Origin of the sequence: Bacillus sp. FDAARGOS_235 (genome assembly GCF_002073415.2) — a bacterium.
GTDB classification, from domain to species: Bacteria; Bacillota; Bacilli; order Bacillales; family Bacillaceae_G; genus Bacillus_A; species Bacillus_A toyonensis.
Window position 1 is genome coordinate 2,134,197 of sequence record NZ_CP020437.2, and the last position, 22,395, is coordinate 2,156,591.

The following is a 22,395-nucleotide window of genomic DNA, read 5'->3' on the forward strand; positions in this document are numbered from 1 at the left end:
TCAAAAAAAATTTACTTCTCTATATTCCCTTGCCACCCTAACATACCAGGAATGACATTTTTCACATTTGAAAAACCTTTCTCTTTCAACATTTGGCAAGCTACATCACTGCGGTTACCAGTTCGGCAAACAACATAAATTTGCTTCGTCTGATCTAACGATGTACTGTCTAGTTCACCTAGTGGCACCGAAATAGCAGATGGAATATGACCAAAAGCAAATTCTGCTGCTTCGCGAACATCTAATACAATGCACTCTTCTCCGTGAGATAATATATCCTGTAATTCCGCATTCGTAATTGTATGAGGATATTTCACAACTTCATTCACTTCATGTTCATGCGCTTTCCTCACATAATGCATCAATATAGCACCCTCGTGTTTCGTCCCGATATATTGATGCCCTATTTTATTCGCCCAACTTTGTATATCTACCGTAGATCCTTTATCTGTTGCCTCAATTTCAATCACTTGCCCTGATGCCAATCCTTCCATCGCCTTCTTCGTCTTTACAATAGGCATCGGACAAGCCAAACCTTTACAATCTAAACTCATATCCACTTTTATACTCATTATCGATTCCTCCATATTTCACATACTTATACCTGTAGGGGTATATTAAAACGTTTTTGAAAATCTGTCAACACTTATGTTTGACAGATTATCGGCTTTTTACAAGTAATTGAACGGCTTCTTTAATTAACTCTTCATTTGAACCATTGCCACTTTCAAACTGTTCACGCAAACATTGCTCTAAATTTGTTCCAACAACTAATCCAATTGTACGATCTAATGCAGAACGAGATGCCGTTAACTGTGTAATAACCTCTCGGCAATCTTTTCCTTCTTCCATCATACGAAGCACACCGCGCACTTGGCCTTCAATACGTTTTAATCTATTTTTCATATCTTGATTGTATTCCATTCTATAATCACCTCATTACCATTATGTTACTACTTATATCTTATAACAATATATTATACCCTATAGGGTATCTTGTAAACCCCTTAATTTAAAATTTTTAACCTACATGTGAAAAAAGACATAAAGTGAGACTTCTATCCTTATTTTTTGTAGCCTATACAAAACTGAATTTCACGAGCAGCAATCTCCCACCAATTTTTAAAATGGGAGACTCACTGCCTGTAACTATTAAGATAAATTTCAATATACAATACGGTCTGGTAATACTGTCCCGTATAATTTAAAGCCACCATCTACATTCTTTACCTTATATCCTTTTTCCATTAACATGCGCGCTGCAACATACCCTCTCATACCAAGTTGACAAGTAATATATATATCTTTATCTACCGGAACTTCGTCCAAACGATCTCGTAATTCATCTAACGGAATATTAATAGAGCCTTTAATCATTCCCTGTTTTAGTTCATTTGGCTCTCGAACATCAATGAGATATCCACCATTTTCAACAATACGATCTATTTCATACCATTGAATCGTTTCTACAAAACCATCTACTATATTACTTGCCGCATACCCCACCATGTTTACTGGGTCTTTTGCAGAAGAATAGGGCGGAGCATATGATAATTCTAAATCTGGTAAATCGATTACAGTTAAATTTGCCTTCATTGCCGTTGCAATAACATCTATACGCTTATCCACTCCATCACGCCCTAAAGCCTGTGCCCCATAAATTTTTCCGCTTTCTTCATTAAAGATTAATTTTATTAGCACTGGCGTAGCATTCGGATAGTACCCTGCATGAGAATTTGCCTGTACATGTACTACCTCATAGGGTATATTTAATCGTTTTAATATTTTCTCATTTACTCCAGTCGAAGCAACTGTTAAATCAAAAACTTTAGCTACAGAAGTTCCCATCGTACCTTTATATAAAGAATCCGTATGACCATGAATAATATCTGCTAACATGCGACCTTGACGATTAGCTGGCCACGCTAAAGGAATCATCGTTTCTGTTTCTGTAACAAAATCTTTCACTTCAATTGCATCACCAATTGCATATATATGGCGGTCCGATGTTTGGAATTTCTCATTTACCTTTATCGTTCCTCTAACTCCTAGTTCTAATTCTGCATCCTTTGCTAAACTACTCTCTGGTTGCACACCAATTGCTAAAATAATCATATCTGTCTTTATGATTGAACCACTTTTTAAACGTACAACAGTCCCGCCCTCTTCTAAAGCATCTACACCATCTTCAAAAACAAGCTCAACATTGTGATTTTTCATAAGCTCATGTACATATGCTGCCATTTCATAATCGATCGGTGGCATCACTTGATTTGCCATCTCTACAAGAGTAACATCAATCCCTCGTTCTCTTAAGTTTTCAACCATTTCAACACCAATAAATCCGCCACCAATAACCGTCGCATGACGCGGTTTCTTCTCATCAATATACGCTTTTATACGATCTGTATCAGGTACATTTCGTAACGTAAACAGCGCCTTCGCTTCTTCAATACCCGGAATAGGTGGAACAATTGGTTTCGCCCCTGGTGAAAGGATTAACACATCATATTCCTCGTTATATGTTTCATTTGTAGTTACATTCTTTATAGTAATTGTTTTCTCTTCTTTATTAATCTTTACCACTTCACTCAATACACGTATATCTAAATTAAAACGCTTTGACATCTTTTCAACAGTTTGTACTAATAATTTTTGTCTTTCTGTAATGACACCGCCAATATAGTACGGTAATCCACAATTTGCAAATGAAATATATTCACCGCGCTCCACCATAATAATTTCATCTTCTTCACTTAAACGACGAAGCCTTGCAGCTACTGATGCCCCGCCCGCAACTCCGCCTACTACTACAATTTTTCTAGACATATTTCAAACCTCCATATTATTTATTATTCAATTTCCTCATCCATCACACATAAAACCTATACCTGTATGGGTATATGATAAAATATAAAAAATTTAATTTCAATACATATATCTTTCTTTCACAAATTTGAAACAAATAAAAAAGAACCTAGATATCTCCAAGTTCCTTTCTATATGATTAAGTCAATGCCTAAAGGCAGCATAGTATGAGTTCTGACTTATTTTTGGCGGCTGAATTTCATTTACGAATGAAATAACCTATCGTTCCATTGTTATAATTCTTATAATCTCTTTGCAAAATTATAATCCATATCGCCACCTAACGCTGCAGCTGTATCACCAGTTTCTCTAAAATCATGTGTATAAATTTTCTCAAATGAACCGAAATCTACTTGCTTATAAAATTCAAAACAAGGGAATCCATCATGTTCTCCTTGAATATCGATACTACCATCCCTTTTCACACATACAGTTAATACATAGTCCACAGGAGGGGCATACATATTTAGCGGATTACTAGCACTTGCACTCATTTTGAATTGCACACCGTTAGAACTCCATACAATATGAGTACACACAATATTTTCAGTACTCGCTTTTCCTGTTCTTTTATTCACAGAACCGTCTGGATTAGTAACCTTCTCTGTCGTAATACCCGTATTTGCATATGAAAACACTTCTTCTTTATAAAAATCCACTACAACCTCTTGCTCCACTCTAGAGCGCATAGTATTTACCGCATGTGGTGTAAATTCACGTGAATCACCTTCAAATTGGATTACTTTTCCTGTTTCCATATCCTTCTTAGCTTCCGTCCAAGGCATTGGAATAAATACACTCGCTCTAATTTTTACGATATTAGTCATATGAAACCTCCATTAATTCTATTTAAATACATCATAATTTGTTTTATCACTATAATTTAGTCAACTTGATTGACTGCATTGTGTATAGTACAATGAATTGCACTTATAGTCAATTTAATTGACTATAAGTGAGGAGGTTATATACATGAATCATCAAAAATTTAACGAATTAGATCTGACATCACTTTTATCATTATCGTTCAGTACATTAATTACTGAACTACATGACAGGTTAAGTAAATTGGGATTTGAAGATATTAGGCCCGCACACGGTTTTATGTTCAAACGCATCCTTCCTAGTGGAGCAACAGGTATTGAACTAGCTGAATATTTAGGGGTTTCCAAACAAGCTGTAAGTAAAATGGTGGATTCTCTTGAAAACAGTGGTTATGTCACGCGCAAAACGCACCCTACTGATAAAAGAGGTAAAATCATCGTTTTAACCGAACGTGGTTTGTCAGTAATGAAAGCAAAAGAAGAAATAGTAGCTGAAATAGAACAGCGATGGATTGAAAATATCGGTGCGGATCGAATGCAATTGCTAAAAGAAGATTTGACAACATTCGTTACTACAAAAGATGCAGGAAAATTATCATCCAACATACGACCTGTTTGGTAAATAAAAACTCTATATAAAAAAGAACGGACATAGCATGCTATGTCCGTTCTTTCCATCACACATACTTCCGATGCACCATCTTCCCATCATAAGAAAACACAACGCCCTTACTCTCCACAATGGACTCCATATGCACCGTTCTTCCCCACAACTGATGAAGATATGGCAATACTTTTTCTAAGTATTTTAAATCGAGCTCGATTCCTTCGTAACTATGTTTAATGTATAATTCTCCGTTCTTTAAGTAGTCTCCATCTTCTACTACTAAGTACGGGAATCCACCATTTGTCCGCATATTTACGAGCTGATCACGTACATGTTCCCATTCTTTATCAATTACTTTATATTCTTTTCCTTGGCGCTGGAATAAGTACATATCTTCTCTCATTACGAGTTCTTTATTTAAGTAGTTTCTTAGGAATGATACGTCCCATTCAATTTCGCGTACTTCAAACATTTTCTCTCGACCAGAACCAGGCTTCACACCACGCCTTTTCATTTCTTCTGTCGGGTTGTTGTAGCGTTCTTCAATATCTTCAAACATTTTAATACCGAGGTAGTATGGGTTAATGCTTGTTTTTGATGGCTGAACGACACCTGCATTTAATTTTGCGAATTCGATTGCTTCATCAGATGTTAAGTCCATTTCACGCAGTATACGTTGATGCCAGTAGGAAGCCCAGCCTTCGTTCATGATCTTTGTTTCAAGCTGTGGCCAGAAATATAACATTTCCTCACGCATCATCGTTAATATGTCTCGCTGCCAATCTTCAAGCTCACGGCTATATTCTTCAATAAAGAGTAGTAAATCTTTCTCTGGTTGCGGTGGAATCTTCTTCTTTTTGCGTATATTCGATCGTTCCCTCTTTTTATTTCGATCATCTAAATTCCATAAATCATCGTATTGTGATGCTTTTTTCTTTTCCACTTCTTCCTCTTCTAAATCATCAATACCCCATGCAAGTTTCGGACGCATAAGCGACGGATCAATATGCTCTTGAATGGCAAGTACGGCATCTAAAAATGTTTCTACCTCTGCCTTTCCGTACTTATGCTCATACGCTTTCACACGGTCCGCTGTTGCGGCCATACTCTCTACCATATCCCGCTTCGTATTTGAAAAACGAATATTATTTTTGAAGAAGTCACAGTGTGCTAAAACGTGTGCTACAATTAATTTGTTTTGGATTAAAGAGTTCGTATCCAATAAAAATGCGTAACATGGATCAGAGTTAATAACGAGTTCGTATATTTTACTAAGTCCTAAATCGTATTGTAATTTCATTCTGAAAAATTGTTTTCCAAAACTCCAATGTGAAAACCTTGTCGGCATCCCATATGCACCAAATGTATAAATAATTTCCGCTGGACATATTTCATAACGCATCGGATAAAAATCAAGCCCAAATCCAGTCGCAATTTCCGTAATTTCCGCAATCGCATATTGCAGTGCTTTATCGTCACTTGCTCTCATTATTTTCCCTCCTTACACTTTCCCTTAAGAAAGTGTATGATGGAGAACAAGCTTTCATGAGGATTGATTGCATAATAAAAAGACACCCTCGTAAAAACGAGAATGTCTCATCTATTAATCTTCAATAATCTCCATCTTCTCCGTAATCGGTGTACGAGCTTTTCCTTCTGGCGCTTTTTCGAAATAACCAATATGAAGAATTCCAACGATACGTTGGCCTCTTGTTAAACCGATTCCTTCTATAAATAATGGATTATAGTTTAATCCACCTGATTTCCAAACACAGCCTAAGCCGCGTTCCCAAGCAAGCAATTGGAAGTTTTGCATAAATGCGCATGTTGCAGCGTAATCTTCGTCACGCTGAATTTGACGCGGATCTTCATTCATATATACAACGATTTGTGCAGGTGTGCTTAAGAAACGATCAGATAAAATTTTACCGCGTTTCGCTCTTTCTTCTTCTGTGAAAGAGTTTAATACCGCATCTACTAATTTCTTACGGCCGTCCCCAATGTATAATTTACAATTCCATGGCTCTCGGTGTTTATGATTTGGTGCCCACGTTGCATCGTTTAATAGTTCAATTAATAATTCTTTGTCTACTGCTTTATCTGTAAATGTACGAACAGATCGTCTTTCTTTAATAACATTTGCGATGGAAGTATATGTAGTCATATTTTTCTCTCCCTTATTTTTCATCTATATGTATAAGTTTGTTATTGATATTGATTTTCAATTTCGATTATAACCTAGTTTTTCACTATTAATCAATGTTTTATGTTGGAAAACATATAAAAAACTTCTTTTTCTACTGTGAATAAAAAAACTTAGCTTGTTCACAAGTTTTTCACATTTTATGGAAATGATATGTGTAAAGTTTTCCACATTATCCATCTAGGAGGAGTTTACATGTACAAAAAAATCGCAGTAAGTATGACTATGGCCGCATTATTATGCGGGGTATCTACCTTCCCTGCTTCTGCTACCACGCCAAAGGAAGTTGCAATGCATCATCATAAACCTATTTCAGAAGAAGAAATGCAGTCGCTCGAAAAACTCGGCTATAATAAACATGAAATTTGGAAAGCTGCCCACATTGCAAGAATCAGCAAAAAAGAAACTAAGGACGTTTTAGCTTACTATAAGCAAAATAAATCTTGGGAGAAAACCGCACAACATTTCGGTGTAGATCCAAGTAAGCTTAAAAAGCATCATATGAATAAGGAAACAAAAAAAGCATTACTGCAACAATTAGCAACGATGCAAAAATCCACACCAGATGGACTAAAACAAAAAATGAAAGAATATAATATCGGCTTACGTCAGCTCACGGTATTAACAATCATCTCTCAAAAAAGTAATACCCCTCTTGATGATGTACTAAAAATGAAAAAAGACGGTATGGATATTAAACAAATCGCGGAAAAATTAAATGTTAAAAGAGAAGATATACGAGCAGAGATGATTAAATTAGTGAAGCTTATTAAAGAGAAGCAAACAAATTAACACGCAAAAAAGGAAGAGGTATTCACTGCTCTTCCTTTTCTTTATGAACTTTCAACTTTGAAGTATAAATTCCCGTCTTTCCCAAAAACTAACATAAACAAATGATGTAGTAAGGGGTGAGAAAGTGTTTCGTTTATCGTCTAAAAAGAAGAAAAAAACAATCTGTTCCATTCCAGAGTTTATCCTCACTATGAAAGAATCTAGTGATTTCGTTTCTTATAACATCGTAGAAGATGGGACACTATGTTTGTTTTATTATAAATCTACAGCTGAATCACTCCTCATTAATCGATTCATTTTAACACCTATAAAAAGAGAATTGGATCGCATTGAAAATATAAGTGACATAGCAAATATCGTTACACTCGAAGGGATCATCACCAGTCCTTCTATTGATGATATTCGTGAAAAATTATTAGTTGGGTATGTACTCATACAGATAACAAACGATTCCCAAGCAGCAGAATATGCACTTATTCGTGCTGAAAGTTCAGTTTTAGGTACACGATTATATAACGATACCGAAAATGAATATAGTGTAATCGGTCCAAAAGTCGGATTTGTTGAAAATATTGATACAAATACACACTTACTTCGCCGAAATATAGTAACAGAGCAATTAGTTTTCAAAGAAGTTATAGTTGGCTCTATATCAAAAACAAAGGTTATAGTTGCTTACATCGAAGGCATTACAAATGAACAACACATCAATACTGCAATGCAGCGCTTACAAGACGTTGACTTTGATGTTCCTTTTGATGCAACTATGATTGAACAGTTTATTAGCGATAATAGTAACTCACCCTTCCCTGTTCTACTACCTACAGAGCGGCTAGACCGCTCGGTGTACGCATTACTGAATGGAGGCGTTGTTATTTTAACAGACGGTTCACCTTACGCATTAGCTGGACCAGCGACGTTACTTGATTTCTTCGTCTCGCCAGAAGATTATTATTTACCATGGATTGCAGGCTCATTTCTTAGATTAGTTCGTTTTTTTGGAGCAGCTTTCTCTCTATTTTCTTCAGCTATTTACACAGCTGTATTAACATATCATTATCAAATGATTCCTGCAGATTTACTTGGCCCTATTATTTATTCTAGAGCCAATGTACCATTTCCACCTGTTTTGGAAGCTCTTTTTTTAGAAATTACAATTGAATTACTGCGTGAAGCTGGAGCACGCTTACCGACTAAAGTCGGCCAAACAATTGGTATTGTTGGAGGAATTGTAATTGGGCAAGCATCTGTTGAAGCTGCTTTAACGAGTACGATTTTATTAATTGCGGTTGCATTATCTGCGCTTGCTTCTTTTACAACACCGACAGTAAAAATGTCTTCTACAATCCGGATATTACGATTTCCTCTTATCATTTTAGCTGGAGCGTTTGGTGGCGTTGGTCTCATCGTCGGATTTGTATTCATATTAGCTCATTTAATTCGCCTTAAATCACTCGGATCACCTTATTTATTACCTTTATATCCATTCCGCGGTTTAGGGACAGCAGAAGGACTCCTTCGTTTGCCGTTTAGTCAAACTGCTGGGCGTGCCTCTTTTCTGAGACCAAAAAAGAAATGGCGCTATGACCCAAACAAAGCGAAAGAAAAACGTGACGGTGAAGAGAAATGAAAAATATTTTATTATGCTTTTCCATTATCATTTTAATTTTTCAATCTGGTTGTACAGAAACAAATATAGTTGATACACAGCGAATGATTCACGTAGGTGGATTCGATATAATGAAAGATAAAAAATTTCGCGGGACAATTTTATATCCCGATTACACAAAAGGAGTACAATCGAAACCAGAAACTCAATCAACTCATGCAGGTACAATTGAAACTATATCGTCCCTTCTAAACGCAAAATCGCCACATACGATCGCTATAGGTCAAATGCGTGTTGTCCTATTTGGGAAAGCATTTGGTGAACGTGGAATTGGAGATGTTATTAACAACTTACAACGTGACCCTAACATTGGCCGCGATGTACAGCTAGCACTGGTAGATGGTTCAGCAGAAGAATTACTTAAACATGTTAAAACAAATGGATCACTTTATCTATCTGATTTACTGGAGCAAAATATAAAAAACGAGACAATCCCGCGGACAGCTTTAAATATTTTTTTATATAACTTTTATTCATCAGGATGCGATCCATTTCTTCCTTATATTAAAGTTGATGAAGACAAGTCCGCTTCCATTAAAGGACTCGCTTTTTTAAAAAAGGATAAAGTGGTTATGTACACCGATAAAAAAGAATCTTTTTTATTAAAATTACTTATTAATCCAACGAAAAATGGTCGCTACGAAGTTCCAATACGTCAAGGTAAGCATAAAGGATTGATCGCTACTCAAAACTTATCTGGAAAAAGTGTTTGTTCTCTTTCGCAAAACGGTGATATTCCGAAAGTTAACATTCACTTAAAATTAAATGGACTCATAAAAAATGCTCCCGACTGGCTTGATTTATCTAAGAACGAAAATGTAACTTACGTAAAAAAACATGTAGAAAAAACGCTTGAGAAACATTTAAACGAATTAATAAAACAATTCCAAGAAAAAAAAATTGATCCAATAGGTATACGAGAAGAAATTCGTAGTCATTCAAGAAAATGGACTATAAAACAAATTCAAGAAATGTACCCTAATGTAGACGTTGCTGTTCATGTGCAAATCAATGTCGTGCAATCTGGTATCGGAGAATAGTGGAGGTGCTATAATGGCTGAACAAGATAAAACACATACTGTTTCCCCTTATTTCACATTCCTTCTATTACACTCCCTTCAAATTGGAGTAGGTGTGTTAGGGTACCAAAGAATTATTGCGCAATATGCCGGTTATGATGCTTGGATTTCTCTTATTATCGCTGGTATTGCAACTCATATCGTTTTATTTTGTATGCTTAAAATGTTAGAAAAAGATAATGATTTAATGAATATTCATACGACATGTTTTGGAAAGTGGATTGGAACATTTTTTTCCGTATGTTTTGCCGCATACCTTCTATTATTTTGTCTTACTGTTCTTCGTACATATATTGAAGTCATTCAAGTTTGGGTCTTTCCTACAATTAAACCGTGGAAATTAACTTTACTATTTTTACTTGTAACTTATTACATAATTAGAGGCGGCTTTCGTTCTGTAACAGGAATATGTTTTTGGGGTGTCATAATACCGATTTTCGTACTACTTTTCTTAGTTTTCCCAATGAAATACGCACATGTCCGTAACATTTTCCCAATTCTCGCTCATTCACCTTTAGACATTTTAACTTCAGCGAAAGCATCTGCATTAGAATTTCTTGGATTTGAAGCAATCCTTATCTTTTATCCATTTATTAAAAAAGGAAAATCGTTAAATAAATGGGCACATAGCGGTATTGCTTTTACAACCATTCTATACGTAATATTAGCGATTGTGTCCCTTATGTACTATAGCCAAGGGCAACTACATCATACAATTTGGCCAACATTAACGATGCTAAAAATAATTAAGGTTCCTTTTATCCAAAGGTTTGAGTACATTATTATTTTCTTATGGTATCTAATTATTTTACCTAACCTTTGTTTAACGATTTGGTCTTCTTGTTGCATTACTAAGAAATCTTTTCGCATACCATTTAACATTACACTGCCATTTTTTATCGCAACTATATTTATTTCATCCTTGTATTTCACAAACCGCGAAAGTATCAATACATTGAATACAGTACTGTCTCAAGCTGGTTTATATATTGTATACGCTTATATCCCAGTCTTATTTCTATTCCATTCATTGCGGTGGCGCTTCAAAAATAAGTCGAAAGAATCTTCACCCGACACACCATGATATTTGATACAATTTGATTAATACATGTGTAAAGGGGACAAGCGTATGAAGAAATATGTATTTTCTTTACTTGCAGTACTGAGTTTAATTCTTGCTGGATGTGGAGCTACTAGTACAAATGAAAAAAAATCATCTGAATCAAAAGAAGAGCATGACCATGCATCGCACACGCAGCAAGCTGACATTCAAGAAAAAACAAAGGGAGTCGACACACTTCCTGCCTTCCTAGACAAGCTTGATCCACAAATGAAAGACATTTACACTGTCGCTGGACAAAATGCAGAGCTATTAGATTGGATTCCATGTTACTGCGGTTGCGGTGAAAGTGTAGGACATAAAAACAATAAAAATTGCTTTATTCGTGAAATTAAGAAGAATGGTGAAGTTGTTTGGGATTCCCATGCAACGACTTGCGTCAATTGCCTAGAAATCGCAGTTAAATCAGCTACGATGAAACAAAAAGGAAAATCAACGCTTGAAATTCGTAACTATATTGACAATAAATACAAAGAAGGCTATGGCAAACCAACACCTACGCCAATGCCAAAAGCTTAAAAAACGAGGAAATACCTCGTTTTTTTTCATTCACTTTTTTTCTTAACAAATTCTTTCAAGTGTATTTCTCCTTACTTATCACACACTATATATAACTCTCGGTAAGGAGGGTACACAGTGCAAACATATAACGACTATGATAAAGCTCTCTATTACACGTATTGCTGTAATTGGGATAAATTACTCGTTCTCATGGTTCAGACGAACGATCAATTATTTTCTAAGCGTATTGAGCATTTTTTACATGCTTATCAATACAGTAAAGAGCTACCAGAAGTTGATAAACAATTGCAGCTCCTATTTCAATATATTGACCACGCATCTCAAAAGTCACATGTAGAAGAAGTAGAGCAAATTCAAATGTAAAATATAGCGCTATTCTCTTTATGAGAATGGCGCTTTTTAAAATGTTGATATCAATAAATGTTTCTCCTTATAAAACTTTTATTGATAAACATATTTTTTCTTTCTTTTCCCTACTACTTCATACTATAATTTAGTATGTAACTATTATAAGTGAGGTATAAAATATGGGACGAGAAAAAAAGCAAGAATATGCTTTACTTACTGCATGGGGAGCTTCATTTATTGCTACATTAGGAAGTCTATACTTTTCCGAAATCATGAAATTTGAGCCTTGTGTCCTTTGTTGGTATCAGCGTATTTTTATGTATCCATTTGTTTTATGGCTTGGTATCGCTGTCGTAAAGAAAGACTATCGCATTGCAAGTTATTCTTTACCAATCGCAAGTATTGGTGCTTGTATTTCTTTATATCACTATGCAATTCAAAAAATCGCAGCATTTTCAGCTGCTGGGGCAGCTTGCGGCCGCGTACCTTGTACGGGAGAATACATAAACTGGTTCGGCTTTGTGACCATCCCGTTTTTAGCACTTATCGGCTTTATCACAATCGCTGTTTGTAGCTTTATCGTAATCAAAAACAAATAAGGAGATGAAAGAATGAAAAAAATGCTTATATTTGGCGGTATTATTATTGCCTTGTTTGTAGCAATTTTCGCTGTCACACAAATGGAAGAAAAAAATGCTTCAACTAGCCAAAAAATTGATAATGCTACTGGTAGTCAAACAGATGGTGCTGACTACTACACAAATAAAATCTCTCTTTCAGATCTCCAAAAGAATTTAAAAGAGAAAAAAGAAGAAACAGTATACTTTTATCAAACATCTTGCGTTCATTGCCAAAAATTATCTCCTGTCGTAGTACCTATGGCTAAAGACTTGAATGTTGATATGAAAGTTATGGATATTGAAAAATTAGATGCTCCTTGGGATGAATATAAAATTCAAGGTACACCAACAATCATTCATTTTAAAGATGGTAAAGAAGTGAGCCGTATTAGCGGCGAACAATCGAAAGACAAATTAAAAGAATGGCTTGAGCAAACGAAGAAATAACGAGAAAAGGAAACTCCTTCTACACATGAAATGGGCGTAAAACCTCACACTAATGTATAAGGAGGGGGTTTTATGCCAGAAGTAAAATGCTCTGTTTCCAATTGCTCATTTTGGGGACAAGGTAACTTTTGTCAAGCAAGTGCTATCATCGTTCAGCCTGATGCAGATGAAGCTGGTCAAACTGAAAATGATTCGTATACAAGCGCGGTTTTAACAAACGAGACGTTAGAAAGCTCTGTAGCAACGAGTGTAGAAACTTGTTGCCATACATTTAAACCAAAATATTAAACATAAAAAGCATACGATGAATCGTATGCTTTTTTACATTCCCCTCCAAAAATCATGCATGATAAAAAAGTACAAAATAACGAGGACAACCGTCCCACATAGGGTAATGCGCCTATATATACTCTTTTCTCCTTCCCTTGCTTTTACAAAAGCCCAAATAAATCCGAAGAACAATATTAAATCAACATATGGAACATAAAAGGAAAAGACGAGAAACGCATACAAATACACAATGAATAAACAGGTCGTTACTAAGAAAACTTTAAATGCAAATTCGCTTTTCATAATGTAACCGCCCCCTATCTGTATTGTATTATATTCAGCAAAATACAATAGTTGCAGTTAAACTCCAAGTAGAAATAAGCTACCGCCTATAAAACGGTAGCTATTACGGAACATTGTATTTCCGTTTATATATATTACTTAAAGTCGAAGTAGGAATTTGCTCGTAACGAATTTTTTCTCCTGTTTCATCTACAATATACAAATTGTTTCCTATATAATATATTCCATTTTTTCGTTTTGAGTACACCGTATATCTTTCATTCGGCAATACCGTTTTCACTTTTGTTAACTGCCCATTCGGTTCTTGCCAATATATATCCGCGCGATCTACTAACGTAAGTATTCCTATTTGCTCTTCTTCTACTTTACGACCATTCCAACTCACAACACGATAACCAAGTGTATTTGCCTCATATTCCGGACTCATATGAAAACGAGAAATGATTACTTTTGTTTGTAATTGTACTCGGTCATATAACCATTGTATATCCTTGTCATGCATGCGAATACAACCATTTGATTCCCTACTTCCAATCGTCCATTCCCGATTTGTCCCGTGAATCGCATATTCCTTTTTATCTAGTCCAAGCCACCTCGTACCGAGAGGGTTGTTTGGTGCACCACCACGTATCTTTTTTCGATGGTATTCTTTATTTTTATATTTAGTTATAATACAAAAATTACCTTCTGGCGTAGGTGTACGATCTCTTCCAGTCGTTATCGGAAACGTTCTCGTATAGTTTCCTTCTTCAAAGAAAGACAGCTGATTCGTCGTAAGATTAACTAATATTAAATGATCTGTATTAGCAAAAACGCTAGCTGGTAGGCAGAAAAATAGGATTACGATAAACAATACTTTTTTCATCTAAATCCTCCCTAGCACTAACATCATAATAAATGCAATTAGCTTTACTTTGCTCTTATAAATGAAAACTATCCATTTACGATAACGCCTCCGTTTACATGTATCATTTGCCCCGTAACATAAGATGAATCGTCCGATGCTAAGTATACGTATGCTGGTGCTAATTCATATGGCTGACCAGGTCTTTGCATCGGAACATTGCTTCCAAACTGTGACACTTTCTTCTCACCAAAGCTCGATGGAATAAGAGGTGTCCAAATCGGGCCTGGCGCAACACCATTTACACGAATTCCTTTTTGCACTAACGATTGAGAGAGAGATCTTGTAAAAGCAACGATAGCTCCTTTCGTTGCAGAATAATCAATTAAAGTTTCATTTCCTTCATATGCAACGATAGACGCCGTATTTATAATGACATCCCCTTGTTTGAAGTGAGAAAGTGCTGCTTTCGTAACGTGAAAATAAGAAAAAATATTAATACGGAATGTTTTTTCTAGCTGTTCTGCTGTAATATATTCTAGTCCTTGCTGCGGATATTGCTGTGCGACGTTATTCACAACAATATTTAAACCACCTAACTGCGAAACAGTCTCTTCCACAATATCTTTACAATGTTGTTCATTACTTAAATCTCCCGGTAGTAATACACACTTTACACCTTCTTTTTCAACACGTTGTTTCGTCTCATTCGCATCCTCCTCCTCATCTAAATAAGCAATTGCAATATTTGCACCCTCTTTTGCAAAAGCGATGGAAACAGCTCGTCCAATCCCGCTATCTCCCCCTGTAATTAACACATTCTTCCCCTTTAACTTTTCACTTCCCTTATAATTGGGATCTTCAAACTGCGGAAGTGGATTCATTAATGATTCAATACCAGGCTGTTTATTTTGATGTTGGGCTGGCATTGTTAAAAAGCTTTTTTGCTGTGGCATAACTTCCTTCAGCTCCTTTTCCTTATCATGTGCACAATAAAAAATTACAATTCACACATAGTTTTACGATTAATATTCGAATTTAAGACACAAAATATGAATTGTTGTAAACTTTTTATACAAAACTATTGCAAAATAGTTAAAAAACGAATATTATATATAACTGTTGTGAAAATTATTCGTAAACAGAAAGGATGTTTATATGTTTAACCTTTCAAAACATAAAACTTCTATTAAAACTGAAATTATGGCAGGTATTATTACCTTCTTAACAATGGCATATATCATTGTCGTAAACCCTGTCATCCTTGGGGATGCAGGTGTTCCATTTGAACAAGCATTTACAGCAACAATTATCGCTGCTGTTGTCGGAACATTATTTATGGCGATCTTTACAAACTTACCAATCGCAATTGCACCAGGTATGGGATTAAATGCTTACTTCTCTTACTCTGTTGTAAAAGCTCATGAAGGCATGACTTTCGCAATTGCATTCTCTGCTGTATTCGTAGCAGGTATGATTTTAATTTTGTTATCATTCACATCTTTCCGTACAAAATTAATGGAAGCCATTCCTGAAAACTTAAAACACGCAATTACTGCTGGTATCGGACTATTTATCGCCTTTATCGGTTTACGTTTAACAGGTATCGTTACAAAAAACGATGCAAACTTAGTTGGACTTGGTGATCTTCACTCTGCTCCAGTTCTACTAGCATTAGCTGGACTTGGAATTACAATTGTCCTTATGTCTTTAAATGTAAATGGTGCGCTATTTATCGGCATGCTATTAACTGGTCTTATCGCTTTCTTCACAGGACAATTAACGTTCTCAAACGGTGTTACATCAATGCCTGGATTACCAGAAGGTATTATCGTATCAAATCCAATTACTGCTGTATCTGATGTAATTAACTACGGATTATACGGCGTTGTATTCTCATTCTTCCTTGTTACACTATTCGATACAACAGGTACACTACTTGGCGTTGCGCAACAAGGTGGATTTATGAAAGACGGAAAGCTTCCAAAAGCAGGACGAGCTCTTCTATCTGACTCATTCTCAGCAACAATCGGTTCTATGTTCGGAACAACACCATCAACAGCTTACATTGAATCTTCTGCTGGTGTTGCAGCTGGTGGCCGTACTGGTTTAACAACAGTTACAGTAGCTGTTCTATTCGCATTAGCAGCTTTCTTTGGACCATTAGTGAGCGCTGTATCTGGTGTATCAGCTATTACTGCACCATCACTAATTATCGTTGGTAGTCTTATGATGGGTTCAGTTCGCCACATCGATTGGGATTCATTTGATGAAGCATTCCCAGCATTCTTAGTAATCTTAAGCATGCCACTTACATCAAGTATCGCAACAGGTATCGCACTTGGATTTATTTCATACCCACTTATGAAAGTGGCAAAAGGTAAATTCCGTTCTGTTCACCCACTTGTGTATGTATTCGGAATCTTGTTCGCTTATCAATTGATATTCTTACCACATTAAAATCCCTCTTTCTGAGGGATTTTTTATTTTCAAAAAACATTTGACAACTGTACAGAATCATGGAATAATTCAAAATAGTTAAATATTCGATGTCTTATCAAGAGCAGGTGGAGGGATGAGCCCTACGAAGCCCGGCAACCGACCCATTTATGGGCACGGTGCTAATTCTTACAACACGTTGTGTTGAAAGATAAGAGTAATATGATAAGACGTCTTTTCTATATGAAAAGGCGTTTTTTATTTTCACTCCCTCCCCTCTCTTCTTAGTTTAGGAGGGATTTTTTTATGAAAAAATTGTGTTCCATCGTACTTATTTTTCTATTACTTACATTGACGGCTTGTACAAATGAACAAGATGCTATCTCTTCACAAAAGCAACAAACGGTGAAAAAAGTAACTACAACAGTTGAAAATCATTTACAAACAGAAATTCCAAAGCAAATAAAAAAGCCATTAAAAATCGCATTAATTATGCAAATGTCTATCGGAACTTTTTCCTCTCAATATATTGAGGGCGTCAAAAAACAAGTCGAGCTATTTGGCGGTAGTGTACAAGTCTACAATTCTGATAACGATTTAGCAAAAATGGCTGCAAATTTAGATACTGCTATTAATTCAAAAGTGGATGGTATTTTAATTGATCATGGCCGATCTGAAGCATTAAAACCTGGGGTAGAAAAAGCGTTACAGGCGAACATTCCCGTAGTCGCGTTTGATAACGATCTACGCTTACCAGGTGTAACGATTATTGATCAAGATGACTATAGTCTTGCATGGAAATCATTAAAAACGTTAGCAGAAGATTTGAATGGACAAGGAAATATCGCAGTCGTATGGGTTGGCGGATTTGCTCCAATGGAACGTCGTAACGTTATCATTGATGCTTTTTATAAACGGTATCCAAATATAAAAGAAGTTGCGCGATTCGGTACTGCTAGTAATAACACACCACTTGATACACAAACACAAGTAGAAGCTTTACTAAAAAAATATCCGAAAGAAGGAGATTTACAAGCCATTTTCGCTTCGTGGGATGAGTTTGCTAAAGGAGCTGTTAAAGCACTTGAACAAGCTGGTCGTACAGATATAAAAGTATACAGCATTGACTTAAGTAATGAAGATTTACAACTTATGCAAAAAGAAAACTCACCTTGGTCTGCTACGGCTGCAACGGATCCAGCTGAAGTAGGGAAAGTTCAAGTACGATTCTTATACAAAAAAATTGCCGGTGAACAAACGCCAGATATTTATTCACTAGAACCTTATTTAGTAAAGAAAAATAGTTTACCAAAAGAAAATATAACAATGGATCAATTATCAAAACATATAAACGGTTGGGGAGACTCGAAAGATGCGTATTCTCCTTGGATGAAAAAATTAGAGAAGGAGAAAAAATGATGACATTCTCTCTTCAAAACATTACACATTCTTATCATGCCGCTACACCTGTTCTAGAAGATGTTTCTATCCATATTCAAAAAGGAAAAGTTCATGCCCTACTAGGAATGAACGGTGCTGGGAAAAGTACTCTACTGAAAATAGCAACTGGTGAAATTCAACCAGTTGCTGGCGATATAAAAATTGATAATCAGTCTGTTTCCTTTCCTTCGCCACGCGATGCAAAAAAGCACGGTATTTCTTTCGTAACACAAGAAGTAGACCACGGACTTATTCCGGGATTATCTGTATTAGAAAATGTACTTATCGATCATTTAGCAATGCAAAATAAAGTACTATTTTCAAAGTCAAAATTAGTCGCACTCGCTAAACAACATTTGCAAACTGTACAGGCTGATTTAAATATTTTTGAAGATGTTTCAAACTGCTCATTACATGAAAAACAATTACTTCTTATCGCAAGAGCTTTATCCAACAATACAAATTATCTTTTATTAGATGAGCCTACTTCTTCTCTTGGACCGAAAGAAATTGAAACCTTCGGGCAACTATTAAAAGATTTAACATCAAAAGGAATTGGCATCATCTTAATTTCTCATCGTTTATCAGAGATTCGAAATTTCGCGGATGATGTAACTGTATTACATAATGGTAAAGTCGCACTTTCTGATGCGATTACAAAGGTTACAGATCAACAAATTGTAGAATCGATGACTGGAAAACAACTTACACTTCCTATTAATGCAGCACCAAAACGAGGGAACGAAGAATTCTTTAAAGTACAAGAACTTCCATTACACAAAAACCATTCTCCCCTTTCTCTCACCGTACGGAAAGGTGAAACTGTTGTGATATACGGATTAATTGGCAGTGGCAAAACAACACTTGCTGAAACGTTATTTGGTGCTCATCATACTTATCACGCAGAAATAAACGGTCAAAATATAACGATTAAAACACCGCGAGATGCGATTAAAGCGAAAATCGCACTTGTACCAGAAGAAAGAAGAAAACAAGGCGTATTTCTTTCGGAAGATATTATAAGCCACACGAATTTACACCAATCAGGTTGGAGACGAAAACAAACCGAATTAAATAATGCTACTGCGGCAATTTCTTCTTTCAGCATTTCACCGAATGACCCAAAAGCCTTTATTCATTCACTTAGCGGTGGAAATCAACAAAAAGTCTCGATTGCAAAGTGGCATGGATTCAAACCGAATCTCTTTCTTTTAGACGAGCCAACTAAAGGTGTAGACATAGCTGCAAAACAAGACATTTTTCAATTCATTCGTAACATTACTGAAAACGGGAGTTCCGTAATTTACTTCACAGGAGAACAAGATGAAGCACTACATATCGCTGATCGCATTCTTATACTGGCAAACGGAGAATTTGTAGGTGAATACTTACCAAACGAACTATCTCCTGAACAGCTTTTACATTTATCTGAAGGGAGTTATTCCATTGAATCTCGTTCATAAAACAAAAACTAAGAAACTATATTTACCTACTCATCTTTTTTATCAATTTAGTACGATTGCTATCATTATAGGTGTTACAATTTTCTTCTCTATCGTCAACGATTCTTTTTTAACGTACAACAATATTAGTGATATTTTACGCTCCATTTCTATCGTAACGTTACTTGCAATTGGTGTTACCTTTACATTAATTGTAGATGGGTTTGATTTATCAGTCGGCTCTACCGCTAGTTTAGCAACCATTGCAGCCGCTTCCTGTCTCGTTTTATATCGACAAGAACTATTAGTCACACTCCTTGTTCCTATTCTTTGTGGGCTATTAGTTGGATTATTAAATGCACTACTCGTTATCCGAATTAAACTACCAGATTTACTAGCTACATTAAGTATTATGTATATCGTGAATGGACTACACTTAACATTTTCAAAAGGATCTTCTATTTATGAAGGAATGTCTGGTGCCAAAGGACATTTTATTCCATCCTTTTTATTTATCGGTCAAGGTTCTGTCTTAGGAATTCCAGTCCCTGTCATTATCATGCTTATTGTCGTTTTGATTGCATATGTATTTTTAGAAAAAACAACGTACGGTCGTTTCTTTTATATGACAGGTGGGAATCGAGAAGCTGCTAGACTAGCTGGTATTCCTACTGATCGTTACCGTGTATATGCCTATATGATTAGCGGTTTACTTGCCTCTATTGGCGGAATTATTCTATGTAGCCGCGTTGGCACAGGACAAGTTTCAGCTGGCGCCCCATTATTAATGGATGCAGTTGCCGCTGCCTATATCGGTTATGCAATGTTCGGTGCTAAGAAACCAAATGTCATCGGAACATTTCTTGGTTCCGTATTAATCGGGATCATATTAAACGGCCTTACAATGATGAACGTTCCTTATTATGCACAAGATATCATTAAAGGCAGTATTTTAATTGCTGCTTTAGCCTTTTCATTTATTAAAAAGAAGCGTAAATAAAGTGAAGGCTTTTACGGGCAAATAGCGGGATAAAAAGTAGCGCATCGAATTCGATGCGCTACTTTCCTTTTGCAACAATCACACGAACTACTTTCAACGCAAGGAGCAGAAGACCGTTCGCTATTGCTATAACACCTAAGAAGATTGCTATCATCAGCTCTCCCATTCCATTATTAAATACATAAATAATAGAAGAAATGAAAACCTCCTCTACGACCAAACTAATTAAAAGAGGTTAGAAACCTTTAATATTTCTCATTTACCTGTAATTCTTTACTATACTTTTGAATGAACACTGATGAAATAATCATTACCATTCCTATACTAAAACCAATAAGCTGATCTAATAACATTTCATCATGCATGAGCAAACGAAATAAAAATACACCACCAAAAATAAGCAACATAATAAATCCAGTATGTCTAAGTCCTTTATATACATTTTCCATATGTATCACCTCTCTACATACCTTTATCCATATTATACCATATTACGAAAATTTGTATAACCAACATTCGGTATTGAAACCACTAATAAAAAAGACTGCAGAGAAATTCTTCTCCGCAGCCTAATATTTATTTTTGCAAAAACGCCTGTAAATCTGCAAATTGTCTCTTTGCATCCTCATAGCCTTGCTCATATAAACTTTGTAATTTTGCTGTATCTTTTTCCATACGATCTACTTGAAGTGGCACTTCTGGGCGGATCACAAATAAATTACCCGCTTGCTCTTCTTTTTCAATGTAGTGCAGCGTTTCGTTATACACCTCATAACGATTCAGCATCGTGTTAACAAGGTTCGGATATTTTTTATAAGCTTTCGCTGCAACCCATCCAAACTTTGATTTTTTCTTTGCGTAACCATGATTTCTCGTTAAAATAACGACTGATTTTTTAAATCCGTCTTCTTGCGCTTTACGAACTGGAATCGGATCAGAAATCCCGCCATCTAACAATTGCTTACCGCGGTAATTTACTACTGGTGCAATGAAAGGTAATGAACTAGATGCTTGTAATAAATTTAGCGCATCATCATTCGTTCCCTCTTTTTCAAAGTAAATAGATTGTCCTGTTTCACAATCTGTTGTCCCTACAAGGAAACGCTCTGGACTATTGAAGTATGTTTCAAAATCAAACGGCACATGCTTTTCTGGAATTTCATGAAAAATGAAATCCATATCGAATAGTTGACGTTTTTTCCACAAGTTTTTATACGATAAATATTGTGGATGTGATGCATAATCAATATTGACTGTTTTATTTCTATTTCTTTGTCTGGAAAGATACGACGCTGCATGACAAGCACCAGCCGAGACACCAATCACATATGGAAAATATAAATCTTGTTCCATAAAATATTCTAATATCCCGCCCGTATATACACCACGCATACCGCCGCCTTCTAATACTAACCCCGTATTTTCAAGCATGTTACTCTCTCCTCTATATATATTGACTCTTTAATTATTCACTATGTTAAGTATCTTTTTCTATTATATATGAGTTCTTTCAGAAATTATATTCAAAAGGCTTGAGAAAAAAGTATTTTTTCTTCCA

The 22,395-nt window shown here is 35.8% G+C and carries 25 protein-coding genes and 1 riboswitch; of the genes, 14 read left to right on the forward strand and 11 right to left on the reverse strand.

Annotated features, from left to right (window positions below; translation table 11 throughout):
• Window positions 1–11 precede the first annotated feature (11 nt).
• The 4 genes from A6J74_RS12885 to A6J74_RS12900 all read right to left on the reverse strand — a co-directional run bounded on the left by A6J74_RS12885 (window position 12) and on the right by A6J74_RS12900 (window position 3,695).
• Window positions 12–587 carry a sulfurtransferase TusA family protein gene (locus tag A6J74_RS12885; RefSeq protein WP_015000162.1) on the reverse strand — a complete coding sequence of 192 codons (576 nt, stop codon included), beginning with the start codon at window positions 585–587 and terminating at the stop codon, window positions 12–14.
• Window positions 588–660: 73 nt separating this feature from the next.
• Window positions 661–924: a metal-sensitive transcriptional regulator gene (locus tag A6J74_RS12890; RefSeq protein ID WP_000456206.1), complete on the reverse strand. Its 264-nt coding sequence runs from the start codon at window positions 922–924 to the stop codon at window positions 661–663.
• A gap of 240 nt (window positions 925–1,164) precedes the next feature.
• Window positions 1,165–2,829, reverse strand: a complete 1,665-nt coding sequence (cdr, locus tag A6J74_RS12895) for a CoA-disulfide reductase (RefSeq protein WP_000087575.1) — start codon at window positions 2,827–2,829, stop codon at window positions 1,165–1,167.
• 281 nt (window positions 2,830–3,110) lie between these two features.
• Window positions 3,111–3,695 (reverse strand): DUF3238 domain-containing protein, encoded by a 585-nt coding sequence (locus A6J74_RS12900; protein WP_000182096.1) that lies wholly within the window; start codon window positions 3,693–3,695, stop codon window positions 3,111–3,113.
• A 145-nt stretch (window positions 3,696–3,840) separates the two neighbouring features.
• On the opposite strand from A6J74_RS12900, the gene A6J74_RS12905 reads away from it, so the two are divergent.
• Window positions 3,841–4,314, forward strand: a complete 474-nt coding sequence (locus A6J74_RS12905; RefSeq protein WP_001016383.1) for a MarR family winged helix-turn-helix transcriptional regulator — start codon at window positions 3,841–3,843, stop codon at window positions 4,312–4,314.
• 55 nt (window positions 4,315–4,369) lie between these two features.
• Here the strand turns inward: A6J74_RS12905 and spoVR are convergent, their stop codons facing one another.
• On the reverse strand, window positions 4,370–5,788 hold the full coding sequence (gene spoVR, locus A6J74_RS12910) for a stage V sporulation protein SpoVR (RefSeq protein WP_001202691.1): 1,419 nt from the start codon (window positions 5,786–5,788) through the stop codon (window positions 4,370–4,372).
• A gap of 114 nt (window positions 5,789–5,902) precedes the next feature.
• On the reverse strand, window positions 5,903–6,463 hold the full coding sequence (locus tag A6J74_RS12915) for a nitroreductase family protein (RefSeq protein ID WP_002093832.1): 561 nt from the start codon (window positions 6,461–6,463) through the stop codon (window positions 5,903–5,905).
• A 234-nt stretch (window positions 6,464–6,697) separates the two neighbouring features.
• Here A6J74_RS12915 and A6J74_RS12920 point away from each other — a divergent pair, with 234 nt between their 5' ends.
• From A6J74_RS12920 to A6J74_RS12960, 9 genes are all read left to right on the forward strand, one after another.
• Window positions 6,698–7,294 carry a hypothetical protein gene (locus tag A6J74_RS12920; protein WP_000276986.1) on the forward strand — a complete coding sequence of 199 codons (597 nt, stop codon included), beginning with the start codon at window positions 6,698–6,700 and terminating at the stop codon, window positions 7,292–7,294.
• Window positions 7,295–7,418: 124 nt separating this feature from the next.
• Window positions 7,419–8,924, forward strand: a complete 1,506-nt coding sequence (locus A6J74_RS12925) for a spore germination protein (RefSeq protein ID WP_000489316.1) — start codon at window positions 7,419–7,421, stop codon at window positions 8,922–8,924.
• On the forward strand, window positions 8,921–10,003 hold the full coding sequence (gene gerYC, locus A6J74_RS12930) for a spore germination protein GerYC (RefSeq protein WP_000789833.1): 1,083 nt from the start codon (window positions 8,921–8,923) through the stop codon (window positions 10,001–10,003). Before A6J74_RS12925 ends, gerYC begins: the two co-directional genes overlap by 4 nt.
• Window positions 10,004–10,016: 13 nt before the next feature.
• Window positions 10,017–11,126, forward strand: coding sequence for a GerAB/ArcD/ProY family transporter (locus A6J74_RS12935; protein ID WP_000840374.1), 1,110 nt, complete (start codon window positions 10,017–10,019; stop codon window positions 11,124–11,126).
• A gap of 45 nt (window positions 11,127–11,171) precedes the next feature.
• Window positions 11,172–11,681 carry a PCYCGC domain-containing protein gene (locus A6J74_RS12940; protein WP_000761017.1) on the forward strand — a complete coding sequence of 170 codons (510 nt, stop codon included), beginning with the start codon at window positions 11,172–11,174 and terminating at the stop codon, window positions 11,679–11,681.
• Between the two features lie 117 nt (window positions 11,682–11,798).
• Window positions 11,799–12,047 (forward strand): YhdB family protein, encoded by a 249-nt coding sequence (locus tag A6J74_RS12945; RefSeq protein ID WP_001195459.1) that lies wholly within the window; start codon window positions 11,799–11,801, stop codon window positions 12,045–12,047.
• A 164-nt stretch (window positions 12,048–12,211) separates the two neighbouring features.
• Window positions 12,212–12,631, forward strand: a complete 420-nt coding sequence (locus A6J74_RS12950) for a disulfide formation protein C (protein WP_000532269.1) — start codon at window positions 12,212–12,214, stop codon at window positions 12,629–12,631.
• A 12-nt stretch (window positions 12,632–12,643) separates the two neighbouring features.
• Window positions 12,644–13,099, forward strand: a complete 456-nt coding sequence (locus tag A6J74_RS12955; protein WP_000738448.1) for a thioredoxin family protein — start codon at window positions 12,644–12,646, stop codon at window positions 13,097–13,099.
• A gap of 72 nt (window positions 13,100–13,171) precedes the next feature.
• Window positions 13,172–13,387: a DUF1540 domain-containing protein gene (locus tag A6J74_RS12960; protein ID WP_001115393.1), complete on the forward strand. Its 216-nt coding sequence runs from the start codon at window positions 13,172–13,174 to the stop codon at window positions 13,385–13,387.
• A 33-nt stretch (window positions 13,388–13,420) separates the two neighbouring features.
• Here A6J74_RS12960 and A6J74_RS12965 read toward each other — a convergent pair whose 3' ends face one another.
• The 3 genes from A6J74_RS12965 to A6J74_RS12975 all read right to left on the reverse strand — a co-directional run bounded on the left by A6J74_RS12965 (window position 13,421) and on the right by A6J74_RS12975 (window position 15,472).
• Window positions 13,421–13,672, reverse strand: a complete 252-nt coding sequence (locus A6J74_RS12965; protein WP_000834196.1) for a hypothetical protein — start codon at window positions 13,670–13,672, stop codon at window positions 13,421–13,423.
• Window positions 13,673–13,775: 103 nt separating this feature from the next.
• On the reverse strand, window positions 13,776–14,537 hold the full coding sequence (locus A6J74_RS12970) for a L,D-transpeptidase (RefSeq protein ID WP_000756371.1): 762 nt from the start codon (window positions 14,535–14,537) through the stop codon (window positions 13,776–13,778).
• A gap of 68 nt (window positions 14,538–14,605) precedes the next feature.
• On the reverse strand, window positions 14,606–15,472 hold the full coding sequence (locus A6J74_RS12975) for an SDR family oxidoreductase (RefSeq protein ID WP_001136297.1): 867 nt from the start codon (window positions 15,470–15,472) through the stop codon (window positions 14,606–14,608).
• A 202-nt stretch (window positions 15,473–15,674) separates the two neighbouring features.
• On the opposite strand from A6J74_RS12975, the gene A6J74_RS12980 reads away from it, so the two are divergent.
• The 4 genes from A6J74_RS12980 to A6J74_RS12995 all read left to right on the forward strand — a co-directional run bounded on the left by A6J74_RS12980 (window position 15,675) and on the right by A6J74_RS12995 (window position 20,837).
• Window positions 15,675–16,976 (forward strand): NCS2 family permease, encoded by a 1,302-nt coding sequence (locus A6J74_RS12980; RefSeq protein ID WP_000482720.1) that lies wholly within the window; start codon window positions 15,675–15,677, stop codon window positions 16,974–16,976.
• Between the two features lie 91 nt (window positions 16,977–17,067).
• Window positions 17,068–17,173: riboswitch (SAM riboswitch) on the forward strand.
• Between the two features lie 88 nt (window positions 17,174–17,261).
• Entirely contained in the window at window positions 17,262–18,374 is a 1,113-nt protein-coding gene (locus tag A6J74_RS12985) for a sugar ABC transporter substrate-binding protein (RefSeq protein WP_000732072.1), read from the forward strand.
• The gene (locus A6J74_RS12990) at window positions 18,371–19,858 is read left to right on the forward strand and encodes a sugar ABC transporter ATP-binding protein (RefSeq protein WP_002105611.1); all 1,488 of its coding nucleotides are present in this window, start codon (window positions 18,371–18,373) and stop codon (window positions 19,856–19,858) included. The genes A6J74_RS12985 and A6J74_RS12990 overlap by 4 nt, the downstream gene beginning before the upstream one ends.
• Window positions 19,842–20,837, forward strand: coding sequence for an ABC transporter permease (locus A6J74_RS12995; protein ID WP_001054978.1), 996 nt, complete (start codon window positions 19,842–19,844; stop codon window positions 20,835–20,837). The genes A6J74_RS12990 and A6J74_RS12995 overlap by 17 nt, the downstream gene beginning before the upstream one ends.
• A 245-nt stretch (window positions 20,838–21,082) precedes the next feature.
• On the opposite strand, the gene A6J74_RS13000 is transcribed toward A6J74_RS12995, so the two are convergent.
• Window positions 21,083–21,286, reverse strand: a complete 204-nt coding sequence (locus A6J74_RS13000; RefSeq protein WP_000432805.1) for a hypothetical protein — start codon at window positions 21,284–21,286, stop codon at window positions 21,083–21,085.
• 127 nt (window positions 21,287–21,413) lie between these two features.
• Window positions 21,414–22,268: a patatin-like phospholipase family protein gene (locus tag A6J74_RS13005; protein ID WP_000892698.1), complete on the reverse strand. Its 855-nt coding sequence runs from the start codon at window positions 22,266–22,268 to the stop codon at window positions 21,414–21,416.
• Between the last annotated feature and the right edge of the window lie 127 nt (window positions 22,269–22,395).